The organism is Usitatibacter rugosus (assembly GCF_013003965.1).
GTDB classification, from domain to species: domain Bacteria; phylum Pseudomonadota; class Gammaproteobacteria; order Burkholderiales; family Usitatibacteraceae; genus Usitatibacter; species Usitatibacter rugosus.
Window position 1 is genome coordinate 2,310,540 of the sequence record NZ_CP053069.1, and the last position, 15,591, is coordinate 2,326,130.

At 68.1% G+C, this 15,591-nt stretch carries 17 protein-coding genes; 2 read left to right on the plus strand and 15 right to left on the minus strand.

Features of this window, described 5'->3' with window-relative positions; translation table 11 throughout:
* Position 1: 1 nt before the first annotated feature.
* Positions 2–481: a peroxiredoxin gene (locus DSM104443_RS11010; RefSeq protein ID WP_171092170.1), complete on the plus strand. Its 480-nt coding sequence runs from the start codon at positions 2–4 to the stop codon at positions 479–481.
* Here DSM104443_RS11010 and DSM104443_RS11015 read toward each other — a convergent pair.
* Positions 478–1,404 carry an alpha/beta fold hydrolase gene (locus DSM104443_RS11015; RefSeq protein ID WP_171092172.1) on the minus strand — a complete coding sequence of 309 codons (927 nt, stop codon included), beginning with the start codon at positions 1,402–1,404 and terminating at the stop codon, positions 478–480. The two genes, DSM104443_RS11010 and DSM104443_RS11015, sit on opposite strands and share 4 nt — an antisense overlap.
* Positions 1,405–1,477: 73 nt before the next feature.
* Here DSM104443_RS11015 and DSM104443_RS11020 point away from each other — a divergent pair, with 73 nt between their 5' ends.
* Positions 1,478–3,499 carry a spermidine synthase gene (locus DSM104443_RS11020; RefSeq protein ID WP_212756612.1) on the plus strand — a complete coding sequence of 674 codons (2,022 nt, stop codon included), beginning with the start codon at positions 1,478–1,480 and terminating at the stop codon, positions 3,497–3,499.
* A gap of 127 nt (positions 3,500–3,626) precedes the next feature.
* Here DSM104443_RS11020 and DSM104443_RS11025 read toward each other — a convergent pair whose 3' ends face one another.
* From DSM104443_RS11025 to fabD, 14 genes are all read right to left on the minus strand, one after another.
* Positions 3,627–4,559 carry an NAD(P)-dependent oxidoreductase gene (locus DSM104443_RS11025; RefSeq protein WP_171092177.1) on the minus strand — a complete coding sequence of 311 codons (933 nt, stop codon included), beginning with the start codon at positions 4,557–4,559 and terminating at the stop codon, positions 3,627–3,629.
* A gap of 7 nt (positions 4,560–4,566) precedes the next feature.
* Positions 4,567–5,649, minus strand: coding sequence for a 23S rRNA (cytidine(2498)-2'-O)-methyltransferase RlmM (gene rlmM, locus DSM104443_RS11030; RefSeq protein ID WP_171092180.1), 1,083 nt, complete (start codon positions 5,647–5,649; stop codon positions 4,567–4,569).
* Entirely contained in the window at positions 5,642–6,151 is a 510-nt protein-coding gene (locus DSM104443_RS11035; RefSeq protein WP_171092182.1) for a GNAT family N-acetyltransferase, read from the minus strand. The genes rlmM and DSM104443_RS11035 overlap by 8 nt, the downstream gene beginning before the upstream one ends.
* A 2-nt stretch (positions 6,152–6,153) precedes the next feature.
* Positions 6,154–6,936 carry a TatD family hydrolase gene (locus DSM104443_RS11040; protein ID WP_171092184.1) on the minus strand — a complete coding sequence of 261 codons (783 nt, stop codon included), beginning with the start codon at positions 6,934–6,936 and terminating at the stop codon, positions 6,154–6,156.
* A gap of 309 nt (positions 6,937–7,245) precedes the next feature.
* The gene (locus DSM104443_RS11045; protein WP_212756613.1) at positions 7,246–8,430 is read right to left on the minus strand and encodes a class I SAM-dependent methyltransferase; all 1,185 of its coding nucleotides are present in this window, start codon (positions 8,428–8,430) and stop codon (positions 7,246–7,248) included.
* A gap of 54 nt (positions 8,431–8,484) precedes the next feature.
* Entirely contained in the window at positions 8,485–8,850 is a 366-nt protein-coding gene (locus DSM104443_RS11050) for a PilZ domain-containing protein (protein WP_171092186.1), read from the minus strand.
* Positions 8,851–9,861, minus strand: a complete 1,011-nt coding sequence (gene holB, locus DSM104443_RS11055; protein ID WP_171092188.1) for a DNA polymerase III subunit delta' — start codon at positions 9,859–9,861, stop codon at positions 8,851–8,853.
* Positions 9,858–10,472 carry a dTMP kinase gene (gene tmk, locus DSM104443_RS11060; RefSeq protein ID WP_171092190.1) on the minus strand — a complete coding sequence of 205 codons (615 nt, stop codon included), beginning with the start codon at positions 10,470–10,472 and terminating at the stop codon, positions 9,858–9,860. The genes holB and tmk overlap by 4 nt, the downstream gene beginning before the upstream one ends.
* Positions 10,473–10,474: 2 nt before the next feature.
* Entirely contained in the window at positions 10,475–11,470 is a 996-nt protein-coding gene (gene mltG, locus DSM104443_RS11065) for an endolytic transglycosylase MltG (protein WP_171092191.1), read from the minus strand.
* The gene (gene pabC, locus DSM104443_RS11070) at positions 11,457–12,278 is read right to left on the minus strand and encodes an aminodeoxychorismate lyase (RefSeq protein ID WP_171092193.1); all 822 of its coding nucleotides are present in this window, start codon (positions 12,276–12,278) and stop codon (positions 11,457–11,459) included. Before pabC ends, mltG begins: the two co-directional genes overlap by 14 nt.
* 19 nt (positions 12,279–12,297) lie before the next feature.
* The gene (fabF, locus tag DSM104443_RS11075; RefSeq protein WP_171092195.1) at positions 12,298–13,533 is read right to left on the minus strand and encodes a beta-ketoacyl-ACP synthase II; all 1,236 of its coding nucleotides are present in this window, start codon (positions 13,531–13,533) and stop codon (positions 12,298–12,300) included.
* Positions 13,534–13,628: 95 nt separating this feature from the next.
* Positions 13,629–13,865, minus strand: a complete 237-nt coding sequence (gene acpP, locus DSM104443_RS11080; RefSeq protein ID WP_171092197.1) for an acyl carrier protein — start codon at positions 13,863–13,865, stop codon at positions 13,629–13,631.
* Between the two features lie 50 nt (positions 13,866–13,915).
* Positions 13,916–14,656 carry a 3-oxoacyl-ACP reductase FabG gene (fabG, locus tag DSM104443_RS11085; protein ID WP_171092200.1) on the minus strand — a complete coding sequence of 247 codons (741 nt, stop codon included), beginning with the start codon at positions 14,654–14,656 and terminating at the stop codon, positions 13,916–13,918.
* Between the two features lie 5 nt (positions 14,657–14,661).
* The gene (gene fabD, locus DSM104443_RS11090; RefSeq protein ID WP_171092201.1) at positions 14,662–15,588 is read right to left on the minus strand and encodes an ACP S-malonyltransferase; all 927 of its coding nucleotides are present in this window, start codon (positions 15,586–15,588) and stop codon (positions 14,662–14,664) included.
* Positions 15,589–15,591: the final 3 nt, after the last annotated feature.

Consider the following 15,591-nt stretch of genomic DNA (forward strand, 5'->3'; position numbering starts at 1 on the left):
CATGCCCAACACGCTCACGCTCAAGCCCGGCGACAAGGCCCCGTTCTTCGAGGGGCTCTCCACCGACGAGGGCGCCAAGATCTCGCTGAAGACCTTCGCCGGCAAGAAGCTCGTGCTGTACTTCTATCCGAAGGACGACACGCCGGGCTGCACGGCGCAGGCGTGCTCGTTGCGCGACGCGAACGCGGAGCTGATCGCCAAGGGCGCGGGCGTGCTCGGCGTCTCGACCCAGGGCGTGGTGTCGCACCAGAAGTTCTCGTGGAAGTACAAGCTCAACTTCCCGCTGCTCGCCGACACCGACGGCGCCGTGGGCCGGGCCTATGGGGTGCTGGGCGGCGACGGCATCGTGAACAAGCTGAAGACCGCGGCGGGGCTCGCCGATCGCGTGACGTTCCTGATCGACGAGAACGGGATCATCACGCACATCCTGGACAAGCCCGACACCGACCGCCACGCCGAGGAAGTGCTGGCCCTGCTCTAGGGCTTCGGCAGCGCGCCCGCTTCGCGCAGCGCCGCGACCACCGCCGCATGCAGCGGCGGCGCCGCAACGATCCCCACGTGTCCCCAGCCGTGCAGCGCGATGTTCGTCGCCTGCGGGAGACGGCTGGTCTCCTGCGGCGCCACCAGGTTGTCGTGCACCGAGTAGATCGAGGTCGTCGGGCAAGCCGGACCCCGCCCGCCTTCGGCCGCCTCGAGTACGCGGAGGAAATCGCTGCCCTGCCTCATCTGCCTCGCATTGGCGCCCAGGCCCAGTTTCGCGATCGCCGTCCCGTGGTGCGGGCTCGCGATCGTGACCAGCCTCGCCACGCGCTGCGCTCCGTGGCGCGCGAGCCACGCCCGCGTCACCAGCCCGCCCATGCTGTGGCACACCAGCACGACCTGCGGGTGGCCCGAAGCGGCCAGGAGGCGCTGGACCTCGGCCTCGAGCTGGTCGACCAGCGGCTCGATGGATCCGAAGAGGCCGCGGAAGTTGAAGGTGTGGACCTCGGCGCCCGCGCGATCCATCGCATCGACCACCGGACGCATCAATCCGCGGTTGGAGAGATAGCCGTGCACGGTGAGGACGGGAACATGCGGTCCACCCGAGGGAGGATCGGCCCGCACCAGCACCGACTCGAAGGGCAGCCAGGCGAAGTTGTCCACGAGCATCGCTCGCCATTCGTCCAGGACGACCCGCACGCCGCCCGTGAAACCGACCTGCTGCCCGGGCTCGCGCGGCGAGCGATTCGCATGGGCGACGAGGCTCGAGGTGACCACGATGAGGAGGCGAACGCCCAGCGATACGGCGACGAGGAAGGCCCCCACCGCCGCCAGGTTCCAGCCGCACCGGTGGAGCCAGGCCCCCAGGGCGATGGCGATGAGGAGCTCGGCGGCGAGCTGGGCGCGGACCAGGGTGGAGAGCATGGAGGGCCGCAGTATAGATGTTAAGATTTCGCCGGCCATTTCCGGCTGTCTCCCTCCCCGAAGAAGAGTTCGAATGCCGCTTTACGCCGCGACGATTTTCCTGAGCGCCTTCCTGCTCTTCCTGGTCCAGCCCCTCCTCGCCAAGCAGATCCTCCCGTGGTTCGGAGGCACGGCCGTCGTCTGGACCACCTGCATGGTGTTCTTCCAGTTCGTGCTGCTGCTGGGTTACGCCTACTCGCACTGGATCACCACGCGCGTGGCGCAGCCCAAGCAGAACTGGGTTCACCTCGCGATCCTCGCGGCCAGCCTCGCCTTCATGCCGATGATGCCGGACGCGATGTGGAAGCCCGACGGCACGGAGAACCCGGTCGTTCGCATCCTGGCGCTCCTCTTCGCGACCGTGGGCCTGCCCTATTTCATGCTGTCCTCGACCAGCCCGCTGCTGCAGGCGTGGTTCGCCCGGGCGTATCCGGGCACGAGCCCGTACCGGCTCTTCGCCCTCTCCAACTTCGCCTCGATGCTGGCGCTCCTGGGCTACCCGCTGCTGATCGAGCCGCGCTTCGACAATCCGGACCAGTCGAAGGTGTGGAGCATCGGCTACGCGGGCTTCGTGGTGCTCTGCGCGGTGCTCACCTGGAAAGCGCGCTCGCTCGCGCCGCTGGCGCACACCCCGACGGAAGAAGCCCCGGCCATGCAGGAGCCGCGCCCCACCGCGGGCCGCATCGCGCTCTGGCTCACCCTCTCGGCCATGGGCTCGGTGGTGCTCCTCGGTGTCTCGAACCACCTCACGCAGAACGTCTCGTCGATCCCGTTGCTGTGGGTGGTGCCGCTCGCGATCTACCTCCTCACGTTCATCCTCTGCTTCGAGGGACGCGACTGGTACAAGCGCGATGCCTACCTGGGCTTCCTCGTCTGGATCCTGTGCGTGATGGCGTGGTTCCTCGCCGACAAGAGCCTGCAATTCGAGCTCCTGTGGCAGATCGCCGTGTTCACCGTGGGCCTCTTCTTCGTGTGCATGTTCTGCCACGGCGAGCTGGCGCGGCTACGCCCCGGACCGCGGCACCTCACGCTCTTCTATCTCATGGTGTCGCTGGGCGGCGTCGTGGGCGGCGTGCTGGTGGGCATCGTCGCTCCGGTGACGCTGCCGGGCTTCCTCGAGCTGGAGATCGCGCTCGTGATCGTGGCGCACCTGGCGCTCGCGCTGAACCTCGGTCGCGCCGTGCCCATCGTGGCCATGTTCGCGCTGGTCGCGGTGTTCACGACCGGAGCGCTGGTCTATCGCGTCCACACGTTCATGCAGGACACGATCCACATCGAGCGCAATTACTACGGCGTGCTTCGGGTCAAGGAAACGACCTCGCGCCTCGAGGACGAGGAGGCGCGCTACCGCTCGCTGGTGCACGGGGCGATCCTGCACGGCGAGCAGTGGCTGAACGAGAAGTACCGCCGCTCGGCGACGACCTACTATCGCGGCGGCTCCGGCATCGGGATGGCGATCCTGGCCCACGAGGGATTGCCGATCAAGGTCGGCGTGATCGGCCTGGGCACCGGCACGCTCGCCGTCTATGGCGATGCGGACGACGTCTACCGCTTCTACGACATCAATCCCGCGGTCGAGCGCATCGCCAACACGTACTTCACGTACCTGAAGGATTCGAAGGCGAAGATCGAGTTCGTGCTGGGCGACGCCCGGCTGCAGCTGGAGCGGGAAGCCCCGCAGCAGTTCGACGTGCTCGCCGTGGACGCCTTCACGGGCGACTCGATCCCGACCCACCTCATCACCGACGAGGCCGTGGCCGCGTTCCTGCGCCACATGAAGCCCGATGGCGTGATCGCCTACCACGTGTCGAACCGCTTCCTGGATCTCAAGCCGGTGCTGCTGGCGATCGCGGAGAAGCAGGGCCTGGAGTACGCCTACGTGGACCAGCGCTCGAACGACGGCGACACCACCAGCGACTGGGTGCTGCTCTCACGCACGAAGAAGATCATCCTGCGGCCCGAGATCGTCGCCTCCACCGAGCCCGTTGCGCCGCAACCTGGCTGGCGCCTTTGGACCGACGCCTACAACAACCTGCTCCAGGTGTTTAAACACTAAGGCGAAAGGCGCCCTCCGCAGATAAACACAGATAAACGCAGATGAAAAACCTTGAGGGGTTTGGCCCTTCAAGTTTTTGACTTTATCCGCGTTTATCTGTGTTTATCTGCGGAGGACGCCTTTCGCCTTAACCGAGTGCGGCAGCGACGCGCTCCGCGATGAGCGCGCTCACGCGCTCGTTGGACTCGATGGTCACCCCGGCGATGTGCGGCGTGAGCAGCACGTTGGGGGCGCCCGCCAGCGGATTGCCCGCCGGCAGCGGCTCTTCGTCGAAGACATCGAGCGCAGCCGCGCCCAGCCGGCCTTCCTGCAGCGCAGCCGCCAGCGCGCCTTCGTCCACCACCCCACCGCGTGCCGTGTTGATGAGGATGGCGCCGCGCTTCATCAGCGCCAGGCGCTCGGCGTTGAGGAGGTTTCGCGTCGAAGGGGTGAGCGGGATGTGCAGCGAGACGACGTCGGATTCAGCGAGGAGCTGCTCCAGCGTCCGGCGCTCCACGCGCTGCTCTTTCCACGCGGGCGCATCCGGGCCCAGCAGGGGATCGTGCGCGATGACGCGAACGCCCAGCGGCGTGATCTTGCGGGCCGTGAGCCGGCCGATGCCGCCGAAGCCGATGAGCCCCAGCACCTTGCCCGTGAGGTCGCGGCCCTGCGAGAGCATCTGGCGCGGCCAGCGCCCCGAGGCGACGGCGGCCGTGGAGAGGTAGCCCGCGCCGCGCAGCAGGATCATCGACGTGGCGATGACGTACTCCGCGACGGAATCCGCGTTGGCGCCGGTGGCGGGGATCACCGTGATGCCCCGAGCCTCGCATGCGTCCACGTCGATGTTGTCCAGGCCCACACCGAGCCGGCCCACGACGCGAAGCCTTCCGGCGGCGGCCAAGGCCGCGCCGCGCACCTGCGTACGGTTGCGCACGATCCACGCATCGGCGTTGGCGACGGCCGTGGCGAGGGCCGCGGGATCGTCGACCAGCGCGGGGCGGTAGTCGACCTCGAAGGAGCCCTTCAGCCTTTCGACCGCGGGCGTGTCCATGAACTCACTGATGACGATGCGGGCGCTCATGCAGCCATCATGACCGGCCCTTGTCGCGCTCGGCAAGTGTCTCGAGGTGCGCCGTGACTTCCTCGCGGTCGTGGTAGAGCTGCTTGATGCGCAGGCGCGCGGGGATCTCGCCCAGGCCGGCATCGATGCGCTCGCGGCACAGCTGCACCTCTTCCCAGCGCTTCTTCATCGGCAGCTTCAGGTTGAAGATCGTCTCGCGGCACGATCCGTCGCGGATCCAGCGCGCGGCAAGGTCGGCGATGCGCGAGGGCTTCTCGACCATGTCGCAGACCATCCAGTCGACCGGATCCTTGGGTCGGTAGTGGAACGCATCCTCGCGCCAATGCTTCACCAGGCCGGTCTCCAGCAATGCGGGATCCATCGGCCCGTTGTCGATCGCCAGGACCTTCACGTGGCGCTGGGCGAGCTGCCACGTCCAGCCGCCGGGCGAGGCGCCCAGGTCCACGGCCGTCATGCCGGGCGTGATGCGCTTCGCGGTCTCCTCGTTGCCGAGGAAGACCATCAGGGCCTCGGCCAGCTTGAGCGTGGAGCGCGACGGCGCGCCGCGCGGCATGCGTAGCCGCGGGATACCCATCGGCCACGGCGAGCTGTTGGCGATCGCGGAGACGCCCACATAGCACGCCGTGCCGCCGACGAAGAAGATGTGCAGCCGGTCGGGCGAGCGCGGCTCGTCCAGCACCACGCCGGCCTTCGCGAGGGCGCGCTCGAGGTGCGGCATCAGCGGCTTGATCAGCGAGGAAAGCGCCTTGCCGTCGTTCGTGTCCGGCATGTCGACGTGCAAGCCCTGGAAGCGCGTGCCCCGTTCACGGGCGGCGGCGACGATCGGGCCGATGCGGTCGCCCACCGGAAGGTCGGAGACGAGCGTCGCGTAGCGGATGAGCTGGCGCGCGAAGATGAGCGACGAGAACTCGATCCCGGTGGCGAGCGCCTCGGCCGCCGCGGGCTCGTGGGCCTGGAAGACGGCGAAGCCGCTGTCGGGCTTCGCGCGGACGAAGCCCTCGACCTCGCAGCGCGCCGCCTCCGCCGTGATCTCCTGGGCCACCTCGCGCTCGAAGCCGGCCCGGCAGTAGATGACCATGGACTCAGCCATGCAGGGGCTTCTCGAGGAGGATCACGTCGCCCGCGAACTCTTCCAGCGTCTTCCGCTCGCCCGTCTCGACGAATCCGAGGTGCCGCCAGAAGCCGAAGGCATTCGCGTTGGTCTCGACGATGCCGATGCGCATCGAGGTGCCGTGCGGCGAGGAACGCGCGGTCGCCTCGAGCGCGCAGCAAGCGGCTCGCGCAAACCCGTGGCCCCGCTCGCGCTCCGAGACCGCGAGGAATCCGATCATCGACTGGCCGGGGCGCTTCCACCCGAGGACCAGGCTTGCGAGGCCGACCATGCGGCCCTGGGAATAGATGCCGTACGAGCGCACGTCCTCGGGCGGGATGCCGGGGACCTCCGCGTGGAAGAAGTCTTTGACTTCCCCGGGGCCCGCCAGGCGGCCCTGCACGGCCCGGTAGTAGTCGGGACACTCCGCCATCACGCGCGCGACCTCGGCCTCGCGTTCGGGGGTGGCCTCGCGGAACTGCACGAGCTCGATCGACCCCATCGTCACGCCGCCGCGGGCCGGGCGTTCCTGAAGAGCGCGAAGAAGTTCTTCGTGGTCGCTTCCGCCACCGCTTCGAGCGGGACCTCCTTCAGGCGCGCGACCTCCTCGGCCACGTGGCGCACGAACGACGGCTCGTTGGTCTTGCCGCGATGGGGCACGGGCGCGAGATACGGCGAGTCGGTCTCGACCAGCATGCGGTCCAGCGGCACCTGCTTCGCGACCTCCTTCAAATCCCTGGCGTTCTTGAACGTGACGATCCCGGAGAACGAGATGTAGAAGCCCAGGTCGATGGCCGCCTTCGCCACGTCCCACGTCTCCGTGAAGCAATGCATGACGCCGCCCACGTCCCGCGCGCCCTCCTCGTCCAGGATGCGCACCGTGTCCGCCGCCGACTGGCGCGTGTGGATCACGAGCGGCTTCGCGCAGGCGCGTGCTGCCCGGATGTGCCTGCGAAAGCGCTCGCGCTGCCAATCGAGGTCGCCCTCGACGCGGAAGTAGTCGAGGCCCGTCTCGCCGATCGCGACGACCTTCGGGTCGTCGGCCATCGCGAGCAGCTCCTCCACGGAAGCTTCGCGGCCGTCACCGCGCTCGTCGGGATGCACGCCCGCGGAGCACCAGAGGTTGGGCTGCGAGCGCGCAACGTCGCGAACCGCGGGGAAGGTCTCGAGCGTGGTGCTGATGGTCAGTGCGTGCGTGATGCCGTTCTCACGCATGCGCGCGAGGACGCCATCGAGGTCGGACCGCAGCTCGGGGAAATCGAGGTGGCAATGGGAGTCGACGAACATGCTCCCATTTTACGGGTTCGTTTCGTTTACGGCTGCGCCGACACGCAGATGCCCACCCTGGGACAGAAGAAAGCCGCCAAACAGGCGGCTTCAGGACAAGACGGGGTCACGCAGATGGCCGCAGATAACCCCCTGTTTGTGACTCAGGGCGGCGAGACGCGAGAAATGAATCACCGCTCGACGCTATTGAGATACCTCCAAGGTTTTATCTGCGGCCATCTGCGTAACCCTGTCCTATCCGGAAGGCGCCTCCGGGCGCCTTTCTTCTGTCCAAGGGTGGGCATCTGCGTGTCGGCGCAGCCGTGAAACTCAGCGGTACATCCAGTCCCGCGTGAGCGGCATTTCGGAGCGCCCCGGCTGCGTCTCCTTCGTGGCAAGCACCTGGTGGATGGAGATCCAGCGCTGCTCGAACGCATGCGCGCAGCCCGCGAGATAGAGGCGCCAGGTGCGGGCGATGCGCTCGCTCGACGCGGCCGACGCCTCGGCGAGCCGCGCCTCGAAGTTGGCGCTCCAGTGCGAGAGCGTCTTCGCGTAGTGCGGCCGCAGGGTCTCGACGTCGTGGACCTCGAAGTCCGCGTCGCTCATCTCCTTCACGACGAGGTGCAGGTGCGGCAGCTCGCCCCGGGGGAAGATGTGGCGGTCGATGAACTCGCCGGCGCCCAGGCCCAGCGAGCGGTTGCCGGTATCCGAGGTGGTGATGCCGTGGTTCAGGAACGCCCCGCCCTCGCGCAGCAGGCGGCGGACGCATTGGAAATAGGTCGGCAGGTTCTTCAAGCCCACGTGCTCGAACATGCCGACGCTCGCCACGCGGTCGTAGGTCCCGTGGTGATCGCGGTAGTCCTCGAGCAGGACGCGGCACTGGTCCTGGAGGCCCGCGGCGCGGATGCGCTCGTTGGCGAGGCGATACTGGTTCTCGGAGAGCGTGATGCCCGTCGCGTTCACGCCGTAAGCGCGGGCTGCGTGCATGACGAGCGCGCCCCAGCCGCAACCCACGTCGAGGAAGCGGTCGCCGGGCTCCAGCCGCAGCTTGTGGCAGATGTGGTCGAGCTTCTGCACCTGCGCCTGCGCCAGCGTGTCGGACTCGCTGTGGAAGTAGGCACATGAATAGACCATGCGCGAGTCGAGCCAGAGCGCGTAGAACTCGTTGGAGACGTCGTAGTGATGCGCGATCGCCTGGCGGTCGCCGCGGCGCGTGTGCAGCGCGGCGCGCGGGCCCGAGCGCCCGAAGAGCCCGTCACCCGTCGAACGGGACAGTGCCTCCGCCGTGCGGATGGCGGCGCCGATATCCCCTTCGAAGTCGATGTCGCCCTCGATGTACGCCTCAGCGAGGCTGAGGAGGCTCGGACGTCGCAGCGCGAGCGCCGCACCCGGGTGCTTCACGCGCAGCGTGGCGCTCGGGGAATCGGAGAGGGCGAAATCGCGGCCGTCCCAGAGCACGACGCGCACGGGAGCCTGCACATGGCCAAGACGCTTGGCGGGATCGAATCCGAACAAGGCGACCTCCTCACGGTTGCCGGTACGCGCCCGGCAGCCCGCGAGGGCCGACGATCAGAGCGTGTGCGTCGGCCGCGAGGACTGCAGTGCGCCGGCGAGAAGTCCTTCGACTTTCTTGCGGAAGTCCCGGGCCTGCTCGCTGTCCTGCAGTTGGATGCCGATCCCCTGCGGACGGTTCCCGGCCGTGTGCGCCGGGTTCACCCAGGCGACGATGCCCTGGAGGGAGATGCGCGACGGATCGTCCAGCAGCGAGAGGAGGACGATCACCTCTTCGCCGAGGCGGTGGTCGCGGTTGCTGGGAAGGAAGAGCCCGCCGCCCTTCAGCAAGGGGATCCAGGCCGCGTAGAGCGAGGCCTTGGACCGGATCACCAGGGAGAAGACCCCAGGCCGGTGTGCGGTGGCGGTGTCGGCTGTGCTCATCTATCGGGTACCCGATGTAGCCCGATTGTAGGACATGAGCAGGTGCTCGGCCAGCAGCCGGGCATTCAGGGGGTGCGAGGCCAGCCGGCGGGCGGCCCGCAGCTCGCGCTCGAGGTCGTAGAGGCGCTCGGGGTCGGCGGCCCGCGCCTTGGCCTGTGCCGCGGGGACCAGGTCCACGTGGTGGCGCACCGAAGCGCCCGCCCGCACCCGCATGAGGTCGTGGACCCAGGTTTGCATCCAGTACACGGTGCGGTCGAGCGCGGGCCGGTCGATGCGCTCGGCGAATGTCAGGGGCTCCGCGCCCGAGGCCCGCGAGAGCTCCGCCAGCACCTTGCGGCGCAGCTGCATCTCCTCGGGGGCGGCGAGGTCGCGGGCCAGGAGCGGCGCGCCTCCGGCCACGGCGAGCGCGGTGCGCGGGTCTTCCACGCCTTCGGCCTTCAGCCAGGCCAGCGCCTCGGCCTCGACCGGCATGGGGAGCACGAGGGCACGGCAGCGGCTGCGGATGGTCGGCAGCAGGCGTGCGGGCTGGTCGCTCACGAGCACGATGAGCGTCGAAGGCGGCGGCTCCTCGAGGGTCTTCAGCAATGCGTTGGCCGCCCCGGGATGCATCGCCTCGGCCGGACGGATCACCAGCACCCGCAGCCCCGCACGGTGCGTGGAGAGCGAGATGAAATCCGCCTGCGCGCGGATCTGGTCGATCTTGATGACCACGCTCTTCTTGGTGTCGGCCTTGGCCGTCTCGGCCTCGCCTTCCGCATCCTCTTCGGCGGCTTCGGGAATCACCTCGCGATAGTCGGGATGGTTGCCCTGCGAGAACCAATGGCAGGACGAACACGTACCGCAGGCGAAGGCGCCCTTGGGCGATTCGCACAGCACGGCGTTGGCGAGTGCCTTGGCGAACTCACTCTTGCCGATGCCCGAGCGGCCCTGCACCAGGAGCGCGTGCGGCAGGCGCGTGCGATCGGCGAGCAGGCGCTCCAGCGCGGCGCGATGCCAGGGATACGGTGTCATGCGAGGACCGGGGCCAACGCGGCCTCGAGGCGGGCGCGAACCTGTTCGAAGGATCCGGACGCGTCGATGACGCGGATGCGCGCGGGCTCGTCGCGTGCGCGTTCGAGGTAGGCGCCGCGCACGCGGCGGAAGAAGTCGGTCTTCTCGCGCTCGAAGCGGTCGGGCGTGCGCTGCTGGCCCTGCTGGCGTTCGGCCGCGAGCGCCGGATCCACGTCGAAGAGGAAGGTGGCGTCGGGCACCGGGGCCGGCTCGAGGGCCTTCACGAGGGCATCGAAGGTGGCGCGCGGCAGGCCATGGCCACCGCACTGGTAGGCGTACGTGGAGTCGATGAAGCGGTCGCAGATCACCCACTCACCGGCGGCGAGCGCGGGCTCGATCACTTTCGTCACGTGTTCCGATCGTGCGCCGAACATGAGGTAGGCCTCGGCGCGCACGCCCATCGGCTCGTGCAAGACGATCTTGCGCACATCCTCGCCCACGCGGGTGCCTCCGGGCTCGCGCGTGTCGATCACGTGCACGCCCCTCTCCCGCACCTGGTCGGCGATGAACTGGACGTGCGAGGACTTGCCCGCACCGTCGATGCCTTCCAGCGTGATGAATCGCCCGCGCATCCTCATCCTTTCCCGAGCTGGTATTTTGCCACCGCGCGGTTGTGCTCCTCGAGGGTGCGCGAGAACTGGTGCGTGCCGTCGCCCTTGCCGACGAAATAGAGATAGTCGGACTTCGCGGGACGCGTCGCCGCGGCGAGGGAGGCCGCCCCGGGCATCGCGATCGGCGTGGGCGGCAGGCCATCGCGCGTGTACGTATTCCACGGCGTGTCGGCGGAGAGGTCCTTCTTGCGGATGTTGCCGTCGAAGGTGGCACCCATGCCGTAGATCACCGTGGGATCGGTCTGCAGGCGCATCCCTTTCCTCAGGCGGTTCACGAACACGCTCGCGACGAGGGGACGCTCCGCGGCGGCGCCCGTTTCCTTCTCGACGATCGAGGCGAGGATCAGGGCCTCGTAGGGATTGGCGAGCGGCACGTCGGGATCGCGAGCCTGCCAGGCCTCGGCCAGGCGCTTCTTCATCGCGGCGTGCGCGCGCTTGAGGACATCCGCATCCGCCGTGCCCGGATCGAAGCGATACGTGTCGGGGAAGAGCCAGCCTTCGAGGGAGCCTTCCGGCAGGCCGGCGGCCGCGCGCACTTCGTCCTTCGATTTGCCGGGCAGCGTCTGCTTCAGGCGCGGCTGCAGCGCGAGCGCCGCCAGCCATTGGCGCACGGTCGTACCTTCGATGAACGCGATGTCCACGTTGACCACGTCGCCGCGATTCAGCTTGTCCAGCAGCTCGATCGGCGTCATCGGAGCGTCGAGGCGATACGTGCCGGCCTGCATCGCGCGGTCCTTGCCGAGGATGCGAGCGAGGATCCAGAAGGAGTTCGCGTCGGGCAGGAGGCCTTCGTCGGAGAGGCGGCGCGAGACGCCGCGCAGCGAGGCTCCGGGCCGCACGTGGAACTCGTAGCCCGGCACCGGCGGCTGGAGGGCCTTCGAGGCGAACAGCGCGAGCCACGCGGCCGCGCCGAGCAGCGAGGCCAGGACCAGCAGGATGAGGACCTTAAGCTTTCGCATCGTCGGCGGCGATCTCTGACTGGAAGCGGCGCGTGAGGGACCCGACCGGCCATTTCTTCTCGCCCAGTGCCACGACCGGCCACAGGCCGATGAGGCTGTTGGCGAGGAAGACTTCGTCGGCTTCTTCCAGCTCGGCGAAGGCGACATCGCGCACGTCGCAGGTGATGCCGCCGGCGGCCGCGAGGTCGCGCACGCGGTCGCGCTGCGCACCGGCCACGCCGCAGCGCGTGAGCAGCGGCGTCACGAGCGCGCCGGCGACGACCAGGAACACGTTGCTCATCGTGGCCTCGACGAGGCGCCCTTCGCGATCGCACAGCAGGCCTTCGCGGATCGACGCATCGAACCACTCCGAGCGCGCGAGCACGTTTTCCAGGCGATTGAGCGTCTTCACGCCGGCCAGGCGCGGCTGCTCGGAGAGCACGAGGTCGCAGCGCCGGACGCGAATGCCATCGCGTGCCAGCTCGGCCGGGTATTCAGGAGGATCGAATGCGGCCACGATTCGGCGCGCGACCGTCTCCGTGGGCTTCGAGTAGCCGCGGCCGGACGTGCCGCGCGTGACGGTGATCTTAACCACCGCTTCACGCGGCGCAACGCGCGCGATCTCGCTTCGCAGCACGGCTTCGTCGGGAACGGGGATGTCGAGCGCCTGGCAATCGTGCGCGAGGCGGCGGAAATGGCGATCCCAGTTGAGCGCCCGGCCCGCGCGAACCTCGAGCGTGCGGAAGATGCCGTCGCCGAAGGCGAGGCCGCGGTCCAGCACCGTCACCGTGGATGCGGCGACGCCGTCGACAAGGATGGAGGCCGTCATGCGAGCGGCCCGCCCGGCGCTAGCGCAACCGGCGGAACGCGAGGGTTCCGTTCGTACCGCCGAACCCGAAGGAGTTCGAGAGCGCGAAATCGATCTTCATGTCGCGCGCCGTGTTGGCCACGTAGTCCAGGTCGCAAGCGGGATCCTGGTTGAAGATGTTCATCGTGGGCGGCGACTTCTGGTGGTGGATGGCCAGCACCGTGATCACCGCCTCCAGCCCGCCGGCCGCACCCAGGAGGTGGCCGTGCATCGACTTGGTGGAATTCACCGCGATCTTGTAGGCGTGGTCGCCGAGGGCGGCCTTGATCGCGGCGGTCTCGTTCGAATCGCCCAGCGGCGTGGAGGTGCCGTGCGCGTTCATGTATTGGATCTCGTCGGCGTTGGCGCCGGCGTTGCGCAGTGCCGCGAGCATGGCGCGGCGGGGACCATCCATGTTGGGCGCGGTGATGTGGTTCGCGTCGGCGCTCATGCCCATGCCGGCGAGCTCGCAGTAAATGCGCGCACCGCGCTTCTTCGCGTGCTCGTATTCCTCGAGGATCATTACGCCGGCGCCCTCGCCCAGGACGAAGCCGTCACGGTCCTTGTCGAACGGACGCGAAGCGGTCGCGGGGTCGTCGTTGCGCTCGGAGAGCGCGCGGCAGGAGCAGAAGCCGCCCATGCCGGACATGTTGATGGTGGCTTCGGCACCGCCGGCGATCATCACGTCGGCATCGCCGTACTCGATGACGCGGCCGGCATCGCCGATGCAATGCGAGCTCGTGGTGCAGGCCGAGACCATCGAGAGGTTCGGGCCCTTGGCGCCGAACTGGATGGAGACCATGCCGGCCACCATGTTGATGATCGAGCCGGGCACGAAGAACGGCGAGATACGCCGCGGGCCCTTGGCGATCATCTCGCGGATGTTGTCCTCGATCATCGGCAGCCCGCCGATGCCCGAGCCCATGTTCACGCCGACGCGCTCCGCGTTCGATTCGTCGATGGTGAGGCCCGCATCCGCGAGCGCCATCTTGGTCGCGGCGAGGCCGAAGTGGATGAACGTGTCGGAGCGCTTGGTCTCCTTGGGCGGCATCCAGTCGACGGCGTTGAAGCCCTTCACTTCCGCGGCGATGCGGGTGGGAAGCACCGACGCGTCGAAACGCGTGATGGGGCCGACGCCGCTCACGCCCTTCAGCAGGTTCTCCCAGGCCGGCTCGATGCCGATGCCGACGGGGGAGACCACGCCGAGGCCGGTCACGACGACTCTACGCTTGGTCATTCGGTCACTCCGGAACGCGACAGGGGATCGCGGGATTTGCGGAGGCCGCGGACGCGGCCCCGGGAGCGGCGGGCCGAGGCCCGCGCCGCTTGCTGTTACTTGACGTGCGTCTTCACGTAGTCGATCGCCTGCTGCACGTTGGTGATCTTCTCCGCTTCCTCGTCGGGGATCTCGCACTCGAATTCCTCTTCGAGGGCCATCACGAGCTCCACGTTGTCCAGGGAATCTGCGCCAAGGTCTTCGACGAAGGAGGATTCATTTTTCACGTCCGCTTCGGCAACACCCAGTTGCTCGGCGACGATTTTCTTGACTCGGGCTTCGAGGTTGTCCATCTACTTCCTCCGCTTCTGTTTAGGTGCGAAAAAACGCGACATTCTACCATCTAATCCATGTACAACCCACCATTCACGTGCACCGTGGAACCGGTCACGTAGCCTGCATTCGGCGAGCAGAGAAACAATACGGCCTGCGCAACGTCATCCACGCGCCCCAGGCGTCCCAGCGGGACGTTTTCCACCAGTTTCCTGGCCTGGTCTTCGCCCAGCGCGCGCGTCATGTCCGTGTCGATGAAGCCGGGCGCCACGCAGTTCACCGTGATGTTCCGGCTGCCGACCTCGCGCGCGAGCGACTTCGTGAAGCCGATGGTGCCCGCTTTCGAGGCCGCGTAGTTGGCCTGGCCCGCATTGCCCATGTGGCCCACGACGGAGGTCACGTTCACGATGCGCCCCGTCCGTGCCTTCATCATCCCGCGCAGGACCGCGCGCGAGAGCGTGAAGACGCTCTTCAGGTTGGTGGCCTGTACGTCGTCCCACTCCTCGTCCTTCATGCGGGCGAGGAGATTGTCCTTCGTGATGCCGGCGTTGTTGACCAGGATCCCGACCGGACCGAATTCCGCGGCCACCGCGTCGGCGAACGCCGCGCAAGCGGCCGAATCGCGCACGTCCAGCACCTTGCCCGTGCCCTTGGCGCCGGCGTCGGCGAGCCACTTTGCAATTCCTTCCGCGCCCTTCTCCGAGGTCGAGGTGCCGATGACGATGGCCCCGGCCTTCGAGAGTGCGTGGAGGATGCCTTCGCCGATGCCGCGGCTGGCGCCGGTGACGATCGCGACTTGTCCGTTGAGCATGCGTTCTAACCCTGGGTGGCGGCCGCGGTGAGCGCGGCCGTATCGTTGATGGCGATGACTTCGGCGTCTCCCGCGATGCGCTTGGAGAGCCCGGTGAGCACCTTGCCCGGCCCGCACTCGACCATGCGCGTGACGCCATGGCTCGCGAGGAACTGCACCGTTTCGATCCAGCGCACGGGGTTATAGAGTTGCTCGACGAGGGCCTGGCGGATCCGCGTGGGGTCGTCGAAGGCCTGCACGTCGCGGTTCTGCACGACCGGGACCTGCGGCTTGCCCATCGGCAGCGCGGCGAGGCGCTCGGCCAGCCGATCGGCGGCCGGCTTCATGAGGCTGCAGTGCGACGGCGCGCTCATCGGCAGCATCACGGCCCTCTTGGCACCCTTCTCCTTCGCCGCGGCCATGCCACGCTCCACCGCGGTGCGATGGCCGGCGATCACGATCTGCCCGGGGGAATTCAGGTTCGCGGGCTCGAGCACTTCGCCTTGCGCGGCGGCGGCGCACACCTCGCGGATGGCGGGCTCGTCGAGACCGAGGATCGCGGCGATACCGCCGGTGCCTTCGGGTACGGCTTCCTGCATGGACTGCGCACGGAAGCGCACGAGCGGCACGGCGTCTTCGAATTTCAGCACGCCGGAAGCGACCAGTGCGGTGTATTCACCGAGGCTGTGCCCGGCGAAGTACGCGGGCATCGCGCCGCCCTTCTCGCGCCAGGCACGCCAGCACGCCACGCCGGCGATCAGCATCACGGGCTGCGTGTTGACGGTCTGGTTCAGCGCTTCGGCCGGCCCCTCGGTGACCATCTTCCAGTAGTCGACGTCCACGAGCGCGGACGCCTCGCGAAACGTCTTCTCGACCACGGGAAGATCGGCGAAGCCCTGCATCATGCCGAGCGATTGGGAGCCTTGTCCGGGAAAGAGGATGGCGAGGGTCATGAG